This is a genomic window from Sphingomonas sp. 22176 (assembly GCF_052045505.1).
In the GTDB taxonomy this organism is placed as follows: domain Bacteria; phylum Pseudomonadota; class Alphaproteobacteria; order Sphingomonadales; family Sphingomonadaceae; genus Sphingomonas.
This window is the reverse complement of sequence record NZ_JBQEPL010000002.1, coordinates 94,371-109,466: the sequence shown is the minus strand read 5'-3', so window position 1 is coordinate 109,466 and position 15,096 is coordinate 94,371. Positions and strand designations below refer to the sequence as shown.

Sequence of the window (15,096 nt, the reverse complement as noted above, 5' to 3'; positions counted from 1 at the left end):
GGGTCGGGTTCGACCGTGCGGTGGCCCGAGTGGTCGGATTCCGCGACTCGACAAAAAGATCGCGCAAGGGGACGTTTGGAAGGAAGAGCTCGGCCGCGCCGGACCAGGCCTGCTGGGGGATGTGTTGTTGTCGAAGTTTACGGACTACCTATCGCTAATCGCTAAACCTTGCGCGAAGGCATCGAGGTCGATCGATCGACGCTTGCAGATTGGATGGGCCAGGTCAGCTGGCTTCTGCCGCCGCCCGTCGGCCACGTTGCCGACCCAGCAGGGCACGATGTACGTTCCGGTGGGAAGCCATGACGACACGACCCTGATCGGCGGTCGGGCGAAGATGCTTAAGCGTTATGTGCGCGTGAGGGCTATCGAGTAAGGGCCGGGCCTTCGGCATCTAGCGGCTATGTAAGTGTAGGCCTGAGGCGAGCGGATACGATAACTTCGGAGGAGAAAACCTACTGGCTCGTCTGCCAGCGGCGGCTCATAGCTGAGCTTTGTTTCGGTTCCGATCCGAGGTGGTACAGGCGCCATGCAAGGGGCCTGACATCATGAAAATCGTTGAATTCGCAAAGGGTGTCGCTGCGGCGACAGGGACGACGGACACGGAGGCAGGGAAGCTTGTGGCCGCTGTGTTCGATCAGGTTACCAATGCTGTTGCAAAGGGCGATGAGGTCTCCCTCCGCTAAGGCCCTGCAGCTTGAGCGTTCGTAGTCCCAGATTGCGTTTCAGGGAGCCGAACACTGGCTTAACCCGCTGTTTTCGATGCCGCGCGCGTACATAGGCGTCGGCGCGACAAGAGCGCAAACGGTGTCGCGGGCATCCTCGTTGCCGAGGCGGGGAATGCTGCGTCTCCGGTCCCGGGGAAGGGGATGGAGCGTGCACCTGCCCGTCCAATCTCGGGAGTTCAAAAGGCTTGATGAGCTGCCTAAACAGGCGAGTGGGAGCGGGACAGCCCTTGGGTAGGTCTTCCTACGGGTGACAGCTATCGACTACCACCCTTGCCGCGCGACGCTGCGCCTCGATAGCGATCAAATCGGCGATCGGGCCCATGCTGAGCGAAGACGCATGCTCCTGAAAAAATTTGAGGCTTTTGTCGCACGTGTCCTGAAAGATGATCCTGGTTGCGGTCCAAACGGCGCTCTCCGGAAGTGCAGTGCTTAGGCGGCGGAGAGTGGCATTCTCTCCACCCTCGCGCTTGCTTTCGCAGCTAGGCACGCGCGTCTTGACCTCAACCATGCACTTCACCCCAAACCTATTCCGGACCAAGATACGGTTATCGTCCTGACAACCAGTAAACAGAGGCAGACGCGCGGGCGCGCAGGGCCATCACCGGAGAAGAGCAGTCACTGCATCAGGGCAGCGGAAGCCTCGGCAGCGAGCTGGTAGTCCAGTCCGAACTGATCCACGGCCGCGACGTGTGACAGGCGATTGTGCGGAAGTGCCGCAGCGAGAAGGATGGACGCCTTGCTTGCGCGAGCCTTGGGCTGCTTGGAAGCGGGCCGGCCAACCTCGGCCATGACACTGAAGCGGGGATCGGCGGCAGCGATACCGGCGATTGCCTTGGCAGCACGCTTAGTGATCTGCCGGACGCGTTCTGCGGTCACACCCGCTTCGGCTGCGAGTTGCTCGAGGCTCGCGCCACTGAAAAGGCGGCCCTCGACAATCTCGCGCTCGCGCGCGATCGTCGCTTCCAGCTTCTCGACGTCCGCCGCGGCGATCCCGTTCGCGCGGAGGCGCGGCAGCTCCTTGCGGAGAGCCGCCTCCTGACGCTTTGGCAGGGGGCGGCGAGCAAGTGCCTCCATCCCCACTTTGCGCAGGTGATCGACATAGACGTCGATGAGAGACGACTTCGCTCCCTCCGCAAGGTAGTCCGAGGCAGCGGATTCTGTCGTCTCCAGGGCAAATTCATCCTCGATGGTGTCGAGGAAGGAGCCCTTCTCGCTGTTGGCGTCCGCAATTGCGTCGAGGGATATCGTCGTAGCTTCAACCCTCTTCGCGGACGGCCGCTGATCGGTCATCACGCGGAACCGCAGGCTCTGGAGCTCGCCTCGGATCTGCCAATTCACAAACGTCGTGAACTGCGCCTTCCCGGGGTCATACGCTTCGACCGCACGATGCACGGCGATGGCGCAGCACTGTTCAGCATCTTCGAAGTGATAGGTAAGCCCGTACTGCCGCACGAAGTGCCGAATTCGGGGCGCGATAAGCTTCATGATCTGTGTGTGAGCCCGGTCCACGTTGACACGCTGCCGGTTGGTCGACGTTGCACCATCCTTGGGACGGTTGTCGAGGATGATTGCAACTGCCGCTTCGAGCGCAAGCGTGGTCTTGGACGTCATGACTTCCCCCTGGTTTGCGGCCGGGCATCGTGACTTCCGGGCATCAGGGAAAATGCCGTTAACCAGTTAATAAAATGGTGAACGCCCGTTTAGGTGGAATTGCGTATTGGCTCAGGGCTTTGGTGTCATAGGCGCCGTCGGCATGGACGATGCAGCGGACCGGCAGACCTTCGAGCAACGGCTCCGCTGCCCGACAGTCGGCCGCCTGCCCAGGTGTCAGGAGGAAGGCGAGCGGCTTGCCTTGGGCGTCGGCAATGGCGTGGATCTTCGTGTTGCGCCCGCCGCGGCTGATGCCGATCGCCTGGGCGTACGCCCCCCTTTTCCGCCGGCAGCCGAACGATGCGCCTTCACATGCGTGCTGTCGATCAACACCTCGGTCGGCGGTCCGCCGGCAGCGGCAAACGCTTCAAACACCGCCTGCCAGACGCCCTTTTCCGACCAACGCTTATGCCGGTTGTACAGCGTCTTGTACGGACCATAAGCGCTCGACGCGTCCTTCCAACGGCAGCCCGCCTGCAGCACATGGACGATGCCGCTGATCACCCGACGATCGTCAACCCGCGGCACGCCTCGCGGCTTGTTTGGCAGCAGCGGCCGTAGTCGCTCCCACTGCTCGTCGCTCAGCCAGAACTCTCCCGGCAATTCATCCTCCACGTCCACCTGCAGGATGAATCACATTTCTCCCGCCGAGGGAATCCGGTTTATGGGTCCCAGCCCCAGTGCGTAGACTCGCTGTCCCCTGTCGGTGGACTTAAGGACGATGCCCGCTGCTTCAATAGCTCTGCGAACCTGATCGCGCGTCGTCTCTACAGCTCCAGCCCGCTTTCGGATCAAGGCGCTTGAGCGCGGTCAGGGATTTGCCGGCCATGTTTAATTTGCATATGCGATCGAAAAGCCGAGCTCTGCAACAATGTCGGCGGTGCGGCGCAGGCAATCGGCGGCAAGGCGCATCCGCCAGCCGGTGAGATAGTCGAGGGGCGTTTGGCCGACGACATCGCGGAAGCGCTCGACGAAACTGGTTCGCGACATACCGGCGACACTCGCAAGCGCCGCCAGCGTTCAGCGGCCCTGCGGCACAGCGTGCAAGGCCCCCGAGCGAGCGCGTCAGCCTTTCGTCGGCCAGAGCTCCCAACCAGCCGGAGTGCGGGCCGAAAGCAAGCCAGATACGCAGCACCTGAAGCAGTTCCTGCGCGCGGTCGGCGTCGTAGGTCTTGCCCGCCAGCACGATGGCGTGCGGGCCGTTGGGCAGGAGCGGCTCGATTACCCGCTACTTCAAGTCGGTCAGATCGTATTGGCTCATGCCGAGGCTGAACCGGAATCTACCGCGACGGAGAGGCATCTAATTGATAGAAGAGCAGTTATGAACATCGACGAATGCCTCGCAACCTACGGCACCCTCGCACCCGACCGTCCCAATCACCACCACCTGTCCTATTTGGAGGGTAAGTGGCTGACCGGCAAAGTGCGGGGTCATCTCGTCCAACGAGGTTGGGGGGCAAAGCTTGGCTACCCCGCATTGATTCCGTCCGACAATGGGGACGAAATCGAGGTCCATCTCTTTCTGTCGCCTGATCTGCCGCAGCACTGGGCACGGCTGGACGCGTTCGAAGGAGCCGAATACCGGCGTACCCCGATACGAGTTGTGACCGAAACCGGTCCCGTGGAGGCTTGGATCTATCTTGATGCTCAGCCTTGACGCTGCCTGGCCATTTAACTGGCATCGCCACAAGGCTGTAAGGCGACGTTATTCGGCGTGAGACTACCGAGATGGTGGCGGATAGGCTGCAGACAATCGATGAATTCCCGCTATAACGTGCCGATAACGAATTCTGATTGCACCGATATCCTGTTTATATACTTTAGTAATGAATGGCAATCAAGCGCGCGACCGGTTAGCATTGCAATGAAAATCGCCAGTAGCCTATATCAAATGAAAACCGGCGACTTATCGCTTGAAAAACGTCTTCGCTACTTGAATTTTTTTCGGCAGGATTTAGATCGACGACTCCGCGCTTCCCTATGCCGATATTAGGTAAGAGTACTCCAACCGCGATGATAGAGCTGCGCCTTCTGAGAACTGGGACTCATAAAAGGCACATCAGGCTGGCGGCGAGGTGGATGCAGCCGAGGAAAATGGCCGGTGCGGTCATAGTGGGTGGCGAGGCGTCGGTAGTCCTTGTGGCTGGCAGAACATGTGCTCGATGACGTTGTGCCCCTTGTAAAAGCTACGGCTGAAGCAGCTTTTCCAGCGCCGGTTGCCCGAGGGCGTTATGTTGGGAGCGGCAGTCAGTCACTCGATATTGTCACGGATGCGGTTGGTGTCATGGGCGCGATTGGGGTGGACGATGCAGCGGGCCGGCAAACCGTTGAGCAACGCCTCTGCTGCCCGACAGTCCGCCGCCTGACCCGGCGTCAGGTGGAAGGCGAGCGGCTTACCCTGGGCGTCGGCGATGGCGTGGATCTTGTTGTTGAGCCCGCCGCAGCTGATGCCGCTGATCACCCGCCGATCGGTCCGAGACGACGGTGCGCAAGCAGTATGGCGGCGGCATTCGTCGCCTATAACAGCGTTGTCACCCCCCAGGTGACAGCGCTCAACGAACGTCGAGCGCTGGTCCAGGCGCAGCTCGACCGGCAGATGGCCTATGTCGCGCTGGTGCAGACGCCGGGCGGTGGCTGGACTCGCGATCTGGGCGAGAGGCGGCGGGCCGGCCGGAGCCAGGGGCGCCGAGCGCTGTCATCACTTCATACCAGCAATTGCCTGAGCTTTGCCGCAAAAGTTGACAGTTGCGGTAAATGGCGATCGGCCTGGGCACGAAGCTACGTCCTTGAAGAACTCACACCCCGATTGATTCTTGCGTGACGATGTTGAGGAAATTCCGGCACGGTAGGCTTGTGCCTTCGGAGAGGTGGGTCAGCCAGATGGACGTAATCGACTCCGGATCGCCGAGAGGCCGGTAGACCAGCCGCGCCGATTGCAGCGCGCAGAGCGACTCGGCGACGACGGCGACGCCCACCCCCGCCGCCGCCATCCCGAGCAAGGTGGAGACTTCGCGCACCCGGTGCTCGATCCGCGGCTCGACCCCGACGTCCCGCAGCATGCCCAGCAATTCGTCGGTAAATGTGGCTCCGTGCTCGCGCGCGTAGACGATCATCGGCTCGCCGGCGAGATCGCTTAAGGTGAGGTCCTTGTCGGCGAGCGGATGATCGGGGCGCAACGCCACGAACAGGCGCTCGCGCAGGATCGGCGTGACCGCGACGCCGTCGCCCATCTCCGGCCTGCATTTGCTGCGTACGAAGCAGGCGTCGAGCGCATGGTCGCCCAGTGCGGTCAACTGCGCCGAGCCGGCGACCTCGGTTAGGTTCAGCTTCACGTCGGGGAAGGCCTGCCGAAACGCGAAGATCGAGCGGGCGATCATCGGCACGAACGGGGCCGAGGCGTTGAAGCCGAGATTAAGCTCGCCCAATTCCCCGCGGGCCGCGCGGTGGGCAATGTTGATCGCCCGTTCAGCCTGCTCCAGCGTCGCCCGCGCGGCGGGCAGGAAAGCGAGCCCGGCGCTGGACAGCTGCACGCTGCGGCTGGTCCGGTCGAACAGGCGGACGCCGAGTTCGGCCTCGAGCTGGCCGATCTGCTGGCTGAGCGGCGGCTGCGAAATGCCAAGCCGTGCGGCGGCGCGGGCAAAGTGCAATTCCTCGGCGACGCCAACGAAATAGCGGAGGTGGCGCAGTTCCATTGTTCAATACATAGGCCGCATCGATCATGCTGCAAACAATATGAACGACGCGCCGCAACCTATGCCAGTGCGCAGATCGGTGCCTCGCTCAGCTATGAGCTGGACCTGTTCGGCCGCATCCGCAACACGGTTAAGACGAACTAGACGAATGCTGAGGCGAGCGCTTCGGACGTCGCGGACGTGCGGCTGGGGCTACAGGCGCGGCTCGCCAGCCTTTATTTTGACCTGCGCGGCCTCGACGCGCGGGTGGTGCTGCTGGGGGAGACGGTGACGGCGTTCCAGCGCACGTATGACCTCATGAGCTTTCCATTCGAAGTGCGAAAACGGCTGTAGCAGCAGGGACTGCGTGGAGCCATCCTCCTAGCGCAGCGCTGCCCCTGCTGGTGCCCCACACTCCCGGCTCCTGTCCCCGGACCCGCTGCGCATGCAGCGGGCTCGGTCACGCCGCCTCAGCCGCTGATGCTCGTGCTATCGGGTAGGACTTCGATGGCAGCTTCGGCAGAGAAAGCGGATCGGCAGCTCGCGCCCAATTGTTGCCGCTCCGGCGTGTAGATATGGTACCCTCATGTCGAACGTTCAGCGTAAGATTGTGATCGTTTCTGGTGCGCCGGGCGCTGGCAAGACAACCCTCGCAGTGCCCTTGGCGCAGCGGCTTGGTTTCCCGATCTTCTCAAAGGATTTTATCAAAGAAACGCTGACGGACGTATTTGGCGATGGGGGCGGCGATCTCGCAGCGTCCCGACGGATCGGAGGCGCGTCAATGGAGCTGATCTGGTCCTTGGCGAGGCATGCACCGCAAGCGGTATTGGAAGCGAACTTTCGGCCACGCAGCGACTACGAGCGGGCCAAACTCACCGGCCTTGGAGCGTTGATTGTCGAAGTACATTGCGATTGCGGCCGAGCAGAAACAGCCAAACGGTTTCGTGACCGCGCGGCTGCGAGCGGGCACCATGCCGCGCATCCTCTGAAGGAAATGCCTCCCGAAATGCTCGATGAATATGACGGTCCGATGGGGGTCGGGCCTATCGTTGAGGTCGATACACGAACAGCAGTCAACTTGGACCGAGTGCTCGCAGAAGTGCAGCGCTTCCTTTGAGGGTGGCGAAGGCATCTAACGTGCCTAGAAGCGGACTGGCAGCTTCCCACCACTCTCGGCCGTTCAGGCGGGCGATCGTGCCAAAAGCCGCCGTTCGGTGCTCGCCCCAGGCAAACGTCCGCTTCTAGCTCGAACCCTCCCGGCGACGACCGAGATTGGGTGGAGAGCGGTCATTGCCCCCAGCCACCCGCCAGTTGAGCTAATCCGCCCACCGCTAGAGCGAAGAGGGCCGCACCGACGAAGATCGCATAGCCCATGACTGCCTTTCGGCCATACCCGACAAGACTTTCGGAAGGTCGGAAGCCATTGAGGAACATCCGCGATGAGTCAGCCCACTTCTCTCCAAGCCCGGATCGACGCTGCCATCGGCAGTGCCATCGCCGATAATCGCCTTGTCGGCGCCGTCGTGCTCGTCGCTCAGGACGGTAAGCTCGCCTGCAACTGTGCGGCAGGCCTACTTGACCGGGAGGCGGGCACGCCGATGCGGGAAGACGCGATCTTCCGCCTCGCCTCGGTGTCCAAGCCGTTCGTCACGGTGGTGGCTCTGCGCCTCGCCGCGCGCGGCATGATCGCGCTCGACCAGCCCGTTACGAGCTGGCTGCCGGCGTTTCGCCCCGCGCTGCCGGACGGATCACGGCCCACCATCACCCTGCATCACCTCCTGACGCATTCCTCGGGCCTCAGTTACCGCTTTATCGAGCCGGACGGTAGTGCCTACCACCAACTCGACGTATCGGACGGTCTCGACCAGCCGGGTCGCACGATGGACGACAACCTTCGCCGTCTGGCGCAGGCGCCGTTGGCCTTTGCGCCGGGCACCGCGTGGCGCTATTCGCTCGGCATCGGCGTGATCGGCGCTGTGCTAGAAGCGGCAACCGGCCGAACGCTCGATGCGATCGTTCGCGATGACGTGACCGGTCCGCTAGGACTGGTGGATACCGGCTTCAGCGTCACCGACCGGACGCGGCTTGCGACACCCTTTGCCGATGGCGCCGAGGGTCCGGTACGCATGGACGGCACGATCACCGTGCCGTTGCCGCCGCAGGCCGGCGAAGGCGCGATCCCCCTCACCCCGGATCGCATCTTCGACCCCGCCTCCTTCCGTTCGGGCGGCGCCGGCATGATCGGTACGGCGCGCGATCTGCTGACCTTCCTCGAGGCCATCCGCACCGCCGGAACGGAACGAGGCGGATCGATCCTGTCACAGGACGCGGTCGCGACGATGATGCACGATCACGTCGGCCCACAGGCGCAGACGCAAGGTCCCGACTGGGGCTTCGGCTATGGCGGTGCGGTGCTAACCGCCCCCTCGGCGACCAGCACGCCGCAGGCGGCGGGCACGCTGCAATGGGGCGGCGCCTATGGGCACTACTGGTTTATCGACCCGGTCAACCGGCCGTCGGTCGTGCTGCTGACCAACACGGCCTTTGAGGGAATGGCGGGGCGCGTCGTCATTGATGTCCGGGATGCGGTCTATGGCCGAGGTTGCCGCTTTCCTGAGAGCTCCGCTGCTGGCGCTCGCCGTTGCCGCCTTCGGGATCGGCACGACCGAATTCGTGATCATGGACCTGCTGCCCGAGGTCGCGGCCGACCTGCGTGTCGGTCTGCCGGCGGCGGGGCTTCTCGTATCCGGTTACGCACTCGGCGTCGCTTTCGGCGGTCCGCTGCTTGCAATGCTGTTTTTGCGCGTCCCGGCGCGGTCGACGCTGGTCGGGTTGATGGGGCTGTTCGTCGCCGGCAATCTAGGCTGCGCCCTCGCGCCCACCTACGGCTTGTTGATGTCGGCGCGGATCGTCACCGCACTGTGCCACGCCGCCTTCTTCGGCACTGGCGCGGTGATGGCCGCGCGCCTCGCGCCCACGGGTCGCAGCGCACGGGCGATTGCCCTTATGATTAGCGGACTGACCATCGCCAATGTCGTCGGCGTGCCGCTCGGCACGTTCATCGGCCAGGCCGCAGGCTGGCGCACGACCTTCCTTGCCGTCGCCGGCATTGGTGCGCTCGCGCTGCTCGGCCTGGTTCGTTTCCTTCCATCGATCGACACAACGCGCGATTTCAAGGCCGAGATCCTTGCGCTGAAGGCGCCGTCGGTCTGGCTGACGCTGGCGGCCAGCACGCTCGCCTCCACCAGCATGTTCGCCTTCTTCACCTATGTGACGCCGATCCTCACACGGGTCGCCGGCATCGCCGAAGCCCTTGTCGGCTTCGTCCTGCTGGCCGTCGGGATTGGCCTGACAGTCGGCAATTATCTTGGCGCGCGGCTGGCGGATTGGCGGGCGGGGCCAAGCCTTGTCGCGGTGCTGATCTGCGTCGCCCTTGTGTTGCTCGCCTTCGCCGGCTTCGGGCGTACACCCTGGGCCGCATCCGTGATCGTCACCCCGTGGGGCGTGGTTGCCTTCGCGATCTGCGCGATCACGCAGGCGATGGTGGTCGCCGCCGCCCGTGAGGCGCCCAACCTCGCCTCGACCGTCAACATCAGCGCTTTCAATCTCGGCAATGCCCTCGGCGCAGGCGTAAGCGCGGCAGCCCTTTCGGCCGGGCTGGGCCTGCCTGCGATACCGCTGCTGGCCGCCGCCGTGGCGGGGCTGGCTGTCGTCGCCTCTCTGGTTTCCGTTTCAGTTACGCCCTTTCGGTCGGGTCGCAGCAAACGGAAAAAATAAAGCCTCCCGCACCCTAACCAGCATTTGAAACCTGGGGGATCCATAGCCGGAGGGCCACGGGACTTATTCCTCGCAAAAGGAGGACGTTAGAGGACTATAGCGTAGACATAGTTCTCGTCTTCACCCTGCGCGGCGCGCCAAATACCGCCTATTGCCCTCTATGGCGCAATATTGCCGCCGATCACCACATACCCACCAAACGCAACGCGAAACCGCCGATTCCACGCTAAAGCCCGATAAGACTCGACTGCCATAAAACGGCAACCCCCGACCCTTCCGAGACCTTGAGCCTACCTGTTCAGTGCGCTCGAAAGCGGACATAGCTCGCAGTGCATGAAGTCTGCGTTCAAGGCATGGCGTCCGGATTTGGTGTACGCGCCTTTTTCTCGTTCGCCTTGCCGTTGGCAAAGAAATCCAAGCCCATGGCGCTGAACGCTGCTCCGAGCCCGCAGACGCCCGTCCAGCCCACGAAGGCATAGGGAGATGCCGAGAGCGAAGCGATCGGCGAACTGGAGGGCGACCCTCAACACCTTCGCTCTGGCACTTCGATGCCGTCCACCCCAACGCTTTTGGGGTGTTCAAGCGGCCTCGAAATGTCTGAAAGTGGGCACGCGGCGACACCCCACAGGGATCTCGAGCGGGCGAGGTCCGGGCAACCGCAAGACGATCGAGGCTGGGCGGCCGATGCTGTTGATGGCGATAGGAAAATTCTCCGAAAGGGCTTTGCGCTAATCCTCCATTATGCGAGCCAACCCCCTACGACTTTGACGGACGCATGGAAGCCGCAAGGCCTTTGCTCTCGCCAGCTCGCCGCTGATCAGGCTCGTTGACGCCATCGTAATCCCTCAGACGTTGGCTGCGGGCGGGGAGCGCTACAACGCAATTGGGCCGAGGGAGATTCCAGGAAGCGCGACACAGCTTTCGTCCAGCAGGAAGTGGGCACCCGACCGCCCAGCTGGCCGGCCCCCTGCTCGTTTTGGCTCGGACCGCTCGGCGGATGAGCGGACGTGACGGTGGAGAGACGGCTAGCTAGACATTCTTCATGGATTCACCGTTCTATTCGCTTTTGCCTTGGCTCGACATGGCTGGCCTGTCTGTCTTTGCCGCCTCCGGCGCACTCGCTGCAGCGCGCAAGCGCTTGGATTTTGTTGGAGCCTGCTTCTTCGCCCTGATTACCGCAACAGGCGGCGGCACGCTGCGCGACGTGCTCATCGGCGCCCCCATCTTTTGGATGCACGCGTCCGCACCCGTTCTCCTTTGCGTGACAGTAGCGATGACAGCTTGGTTGGTCCCGCTGCGGTTCTGGGGAGAGCGCGCATTAGATTGGCTTGATGCAGCAGGGTTGGCTGCATACGCAGTCTATGGAGCGGGGAAGGCGCTGTCCTATGGCATCGTTCCGATTCCAGCCGTGGCGGCCGGAGTGGTCACGGCATGCGTCGGTGGGATCATCCGTGATGTTACTGCTGGTGCGCCCTCCGTACTTATGCGTCATGAGCTGTACGTCACTGCCGCTTTGTGCGCCGCAGGAGCATTTGTCGCAATGTCAGCTTTCGACGTACCCGCGCCGTGGCCTGCGCTCCTGGCGACCGCATTAGGGTTCGCGGTCCGGGCTGCCGCGATCAGGTGGACAATCACATTGCGACCTCATCGCGGCAGCTAACGGATACTTGCTCCAGCCTCCTTGTGCGCTGGCGGTGGGACGCGGGGCGCTTACGTCTGGTCTTGGCGGATAAGCCTGCTGAAGGGGGGGGGGGCACGCAGCTGCCCGACCAGGATCGCGACTAAGTGATCTGCCGAAGTTAGAAGTAGACTAATCCCGGCTCTTCGTTCGCGTCTTCGGAAGGTTCGACACAAGGTTACAATGATATGACAGTGCGTCAGAAATAGTAAGTGGAACCTTAGCGCATGAAATGACTTATTGCTCCGGCACAGCACGCCGTAGTGGCTGGCTGTCTGGGGGCATCGAAAGTTCTCATGACAAATTGGCTTCGATCCATCTTGCCGCGAGAAGAGAAGTTCTTCCCGCTTTTCGACAGTCACAGCGATCTCATCCAGCGCGGCGCCACGCAATTGCAGGAGATCCTCCACGATCCAGGCGCTTCGGCTCCGTTCGATCAGCTGGATCGGACGATCGAGGAGGGCGACAAGATTAGCCGCCAGGTGCTGGAGCGCCTGCGCGCTTCGTTCGTGGTGCCGTTCGATCGTGCCGACATCAAGGAGATGACGGTAGCGATGCAGGCTTCGCTGAAGGCGATGATGAGTGCCGCTACAGCTCGTCGCTCGCCCCGGCTGGACGGCGTGGCCGCCGTGCTGCCCCCCTTCGGTGCGCGCATTGTGGCGCTGGCTAGCGATATCCGTACGGCGATCCCGTTGCTGGAGGGCTTGGATCGAAACACGGAACAACTGCACCAGATCTGCCAACGTATCGGCGACGGCCATGCTGATCTGGTCGAGCAGCGCGACGCTGCGATGATGCAGCTGTTTGACGGCGGCAGCGATCCCGTTGCGATGCTGGCCGGCGTACGCCTGCTGGAACGCGTAACGTTGGTCGCCGAGCGTCTGGACGCGGTCGCCGACCGGATCGACGACCTCGTACTCGATTACGTCTGAGGGCGGACAGATGGATGCCGGACAGCTCCCCGTCGCCCTGCTGATCGCCCTAGTCGCGGTCGCGCTCCTCTTTGACATGATGAACGGCATGCACGACGCGGCCAATTCGGTTGCGACGATCGTCTCCACCAATGTTCTCTCCCCGCGCGCGGCCGTGGTGTGGGCGGCGTTCTTCAACTTCGCCGCCTTCCTCGTCTTCGGACTGGCGGTGGCCAAGACGATGGGCACCGGCATCGTTTCAGAACAGGCGATCGACGTCACCGTACTGTTCGGCGCGTTGATCGGCGCGATCGTGTGGGATGCGATCACCTGGTGGTGGGCGATGCCGTCCAGCTCGTCACATGCGCTGGTCGGCGGCATGGTCGGCGCGGGGCTTGCCAAGGGCGGCACCGCGGCGATTGTCTGGGGCGGCGTGCTCAAGACCATCGTGGCGATCATCCTCTCGCCGCTGGTCGGATTCGCGCTGGCCGTCGTGCTGACCGCGATCACCACTTGGGTGGTGCGCAGGTTCAACCCTTACAAGGTCGATCGCGGCTTCCGCGTGCTGCAATTCTGCTCGGCGTCGCTCTACTCGCTCGGCCATGGCGGCAACGACGCTCAGAAGACGATGGGGATCATTGCCGCGCTGCTGTTCACCCAGGGCTATCTGAAGGGCGGCTTCCACGTGCCGCTCTGGGTGGTGCTCGCCTGCCACGCCGCGATGGCGCTGGGCACGATGATCGGCGGCTGGCGGATCATCCGAACGATGGGCATGCGGATCACGTCGCTAAAGCCGTTCCAGGGCTTCTCCGCCGAGCTGGGCGGGGCGCTGACGATCTTCGCAGCGATCGGCTTCGGCACGCCGATCTCGACCACCCACACCATTGCCGGTGCGATCGCGGGCGTGGGCACGATGAAGAGCAGCTCGGCGGTGCGCTGGCCCATCGCCGGCGAGATGGTGTTCGCTTGGGTGCTGACTCTGCCGGCCGCTGCCGGCGTGGCGGCGCTGGTTTACTGGCTCACGCATCTGGTGACGGGATGACCCGCCTCCGCACGGCGCTCCTCGCGCTGAGCGGCACGCTGCTGCCCGCCACCGCCTGGGCCCAATCGCCGCCGGCGTCGCCTGCTTCCTCCACGGAAAAGCCCGGCAAGGAGGAAACGGCGCCCAAGCAGGACGAGACCGGCCTCATCCTCTCGCTCGCCAGCCGCGCCCGGTACGAGACGGTGAGCGGCCGGCGGCGACCCGGCTACGCGACCTCCGAGGACGCGTTCCTGCTGCGCACCGGCCTAGCGATCGAATATGGACCCGGCCCACTGGCGATCGGCGGCGAGCTGATCGACAGCCGTGCCTATGGTCTCGACCGGCGCAGCTATATCGGTCGCGACGACATCAACGCAGTCGAACTGCCCCAGCTCTACGTGAAGCTGAAGCTCGATGGCGCGCTGGGCCCGGGCGGCAAGATCGCCGCCGAGGCGGGTCGCTTTTTGCTCAATCTGGGGTCCGGCCGGCTGATCGCCACCGATGAATATCGCAACACGGTGAACGGCTTCACCGGCCTGCGCGTCGATCTCGAGCCCGATGCCGATACCGAATTCGCCTTCTTCTACGTGCTGCCCCAGGAGCATCTGCCGAGCGACGCCGACGACGTGCGCCGCAACAAGGTCGTCTTGGATCGCGAGAGCTTCGACCGCGTGCTGTTCGGCCTACACGCGCAGCGCAAAAAACTGCTCGGCGGCGCGACCGGCGAACTCGCTTATTATCGGCTGTCCGAGCGTGACGCGCCGGGCCATCCCACCGCCGACCGCCGACTTCACTATCTCGACATGCGCCTGGCGCGGGACCCCAAGCCGGGCACAGTCGATTACGATGTCGAGGCGGTCTATCAGTTCGGGCGGGCAAGTTCGGGCACGGAGCCAGGGAAGTCCCCCGCCCGCGTCTCCGCCGGCTTCGCCCATGGCGCTGTCGGCTACAGCTTCGACACCCCGCTCAAGCTGCGCCTAGGGCTGTTCTACGATTATGCCAGCGGCGACCGGCCGGGAGGCAGCTTCGGCCGGTTCGACACTCTGTTTGGGAGCCGCCGCGACGATCTCGGCCCGTCCGGCAGCTACGCCATGGTGGCGCGAGAGAATATCAGCGCCCCCGGCGTCCGTGCCGAGGTGAAACCGGGCAAGCGCTGTGAGGGGCTTCTGGACTACCGTCCGATCTGGCTCACCTCGCGATACGACCGTTTCGCCGGCATCGTCGATGCCAGCGGGCATTCGGGCAGCTTCGCCGGACACCAGGTGGAAGGTCGGGTTCGCTACTGGCTCATACCCGAGCATATCCGCCTGGAGTCAAACTTCGCGCTGCTCGCGAAGGGAGAGTTCATGAAGAACGCCTCTACGGCAACAGTCAATGGCTCGAGCACCGTGCGCTTCCTGGAAGCCAATATCCAAGTCACTTTCTGATTCCGCATGGAGTGGCGTTCGACCATCGTCAAAGAGGCGTCTTTTTGTAATCGCCGAGATGATAGAATAGGAATATCTTATTTTTGGCTCGCAGCCGCCTCGCTTCTTTTGAGCGACCCCTAGTTTCTAGACGCCTTCCGCTATCAAAACCTGCTGACGTTCGAATACGACGGACGACAGCATCCCGCTTCTGATCTGCTTGCGCACCGGGTTGTAGAGCATCTCGACGTGATCGA

General features: G+C 63.2%; 14 protein-coding genes and 2 pseudogenes. 11 read left to right on the top strand and 5 right to left on the bottom strand.

Features of this window, described 5'->3' with window-relative positions; translation table 11 throughout:
• The first annotated feature begins 545 nt into the window (after positions 1-545).
• Positions 546-683: an HU family DNA-binding protein gene (locus ACTJKY_RS08410; protein WP_440845412.1), complete on the top strand. Its 138-nt coding sequence runs from the start codon at positions 546-548 to the stop codon at positions 681-683.
• A 657-nt stretch (positions 684-1,340) separates the two neighbouring features.
• On the opposite strand, the gene ACTJKY_RS08405 is transcribed toward ACTJKY_RS08410, so the two are convergent.
• The 3 genes and pseudogenes from ACTJKY_RS08405 to ACTJKY_RS08395 form a co-directional block, all read right to left on the bottom strand.
• Positions 1,341-2,336 (bottom strand): sigma-70 family RNA polymerase sigma factor, encoded by a 996-nt coding sequence (locus ACTJKY_RS08405; RefSeq protein ID WP_440845410.1) that lies wholly within the window; start codon positions 2,334-2,336, stop codon positions 1,341-1,343.
• Positions 2,337-2,424: 88 nt separating this feature from the next.
• Positions 2,425-2,978: pseudogene (locus ACTJKY_RS08400) on the bottom strand (IS5 family transposase); the annotation flags it as partial.
• Between the two features lie 228 nt (positions 2,979-3,206).
• The gene (locus tag ACTJKY_RS08395; RefSeq protein ID WP_440846307.1) at positions 3,207-3,392 is read right to left on the bottom strand and encodes a helix-turn-helix domain-containing protein; all 186 of its coding nucleotides are present in this window, start codon (positions 3,390-3,392) and stop codon (positions 3,207-3,209) included.
• An 85-nt stretch (positions 3,393-3,477) separates the two neighbouring features.
• Here ACTJKY_RS08395 and ACTJKY_RS08390 point away from each other — a divergent pair, with 85 nt between their 5' ends.
• Complete coding sequence (locus tag ACTJKY_RS08390) at positions 3,478-4,032, top strand: gamma-glutamylcyclotransferase family protein (RefSeq protein WP_440845408.1); 555 nt, start codon at positions 3,478-3,480, stop codon at positions 4,030-4,032.
• Positions 4,033-4,626: 594 nt separating this feature from the next.
• Here the strand turns inward: ACTJKY_RS08390 and ACTJKY_RS08385 are convergent.
• Positions 4,627-4,836, bottom strand: a complete 210-nt coding sequence (locus ACTJKY_RS08385) for a transposase (RefSeq protein WP_440845406.1) — start codon at positions 4,834-4,836, stop codon at positions 4,627-4,629.
• Between the two features lie 36 nt (positions 4,837-4,872).
• Between ACTJKY_RS08385 and ACTJKY_RS08380 the strand changes: the two genes are divergently transcribed.
• Positions 4,873-5,196: a hypothetical protein gene (locus ACTJKY_RS08380; protein ID WP_440845405.1), complete on the top strand. Its 324-nt coding sequence runs from the start codon at positions 4,873-4,875 to the stop codon at positions 5,194-5,196.
• On the opposite strand, the gene ACTJKY_RS08375 is transcribed toward ACTJKY_RS08380, so the two are convergent.
• Complete coding sequence (locus tag ACTJKY_RS08375) at positions 5,171-6,067, bottom strand: LysR substrate-binding domain-containing protein (RefSeq protein WP_440845403.1); 897 nt, start codon at positions 6,065-6,067, stop codon at positions 5,171-5,173. The two genes, ACTJKY_RS08380 and ACTJKY_RS08375, sit on opposite strands and share 26 nt — an antisense overlap.
• Positions 6,068-6,247: 180 nt before the next feature.
• Here ACTJKY_RS08375 and ACTJKY_RS08370 point away from each other — a divergent pair, with 180 nt between their 5' ends.
• The 8 genes and pseudogenes from ACTJKY_RS08370 to ACTJKY_RS08335 all read left to right on the top strand — a co-directional run bounded on the left by ACTJKY_RS08370 (position 6,248) and on the right by ACTJKY_RS08335 (position 14,860).
• Complete coding sequence (locus tag ACTJKY_RS08370; protein WP_440845401.1) at positions 6,248-6,400, top strand: hypothetical protein; 153 nt, start codon at positions 6,248-6,250, stop codon at positions 6,398-6,400.
• Between the two features lie 232 nt (positions 6,401-6,632).
• On the top strand, positions 6,633-7,163 hold the full coding sequence (locus tag ACTJKY_RS08365; RefSeq protein WP_440845399.1) for an AAA family ATPase: 531 nt from the start codon (positions 6,633-6,635) through the stop codon (positions 7,161-7,163).
• A 322-nt stretch (positions 7,164-7,485) separates the two neighbouring features.
• Positions 7,486-8,586 (top strand): annotated as a pseudogene (locus ACTJKY_RS08360) (serine hydrolase domain-containing protein); the annotation flags it as partial.
• A 34-nt stretch (positions 8,587-8,620) separates the two neighbouring features.
• Positions 8,621-9,823, top strand: a complete 1,203-nt coding sequence (locus ACTJKY_RS08355) for an MFS transporter (protein WP_440845397.1) — start codon at positions 8,621-8,623, stop codon at positions 9,821-9,823.
• Between the two features lie 1,042 nt (positions 9,824-10,865).
• Positions 10,866-11,483, top strand: coding sequence for a trimeric intracellular cation channel family protein (locus ACTJKY_RS08350; RefSeq protein WP_440845395.1), 618 nt, complete (start codon positions 10,866-10,868; stop codon positions 11,481-11,483).
• 338 nt (positions 11,484-11,821) lie between these two features.
• A complete protein-coding gene (locus tag ACTJKY_RS08345) occupies positions 11,822-12,433 on the top strand; it encodes a DUF47 domain-containing protein (protein WP_440845393.1) in 612 nt (203 codons plus the stop codon).
• A 10-nt stretch (positions 12,434-12,443) separates the two neighbouring features.
• Positions 12,444-13,454, top strand: coding sequence for an anion permease (locus ACTJKY_RS08340; RefSeq protein WP_440845391.1), 1,011 nt, complete (start codon positions 12,444-12,446; stop codon positions 13,452-13,454).
• Positions 13,451-14,860 carry an alginate export family protein gene (locus ACTJKY_RS08335; RefSeq protein ID WP_440845389.1) on the top strand — a complete coding sequence of 470 codons (1,410 nt, stop codon included), beginning with the start codon at positions 13,451-13,453 and terminating at the stop codon, positions 14,858-14,860. Before ACTJKY_RS08340 ends, ACTJKY_RS08335 begins: the two co-directional genes overlap by 4 nt.
• The last annotated feature ends 236 nt before the right edge of the window (positions 14,861-15,096 follow it).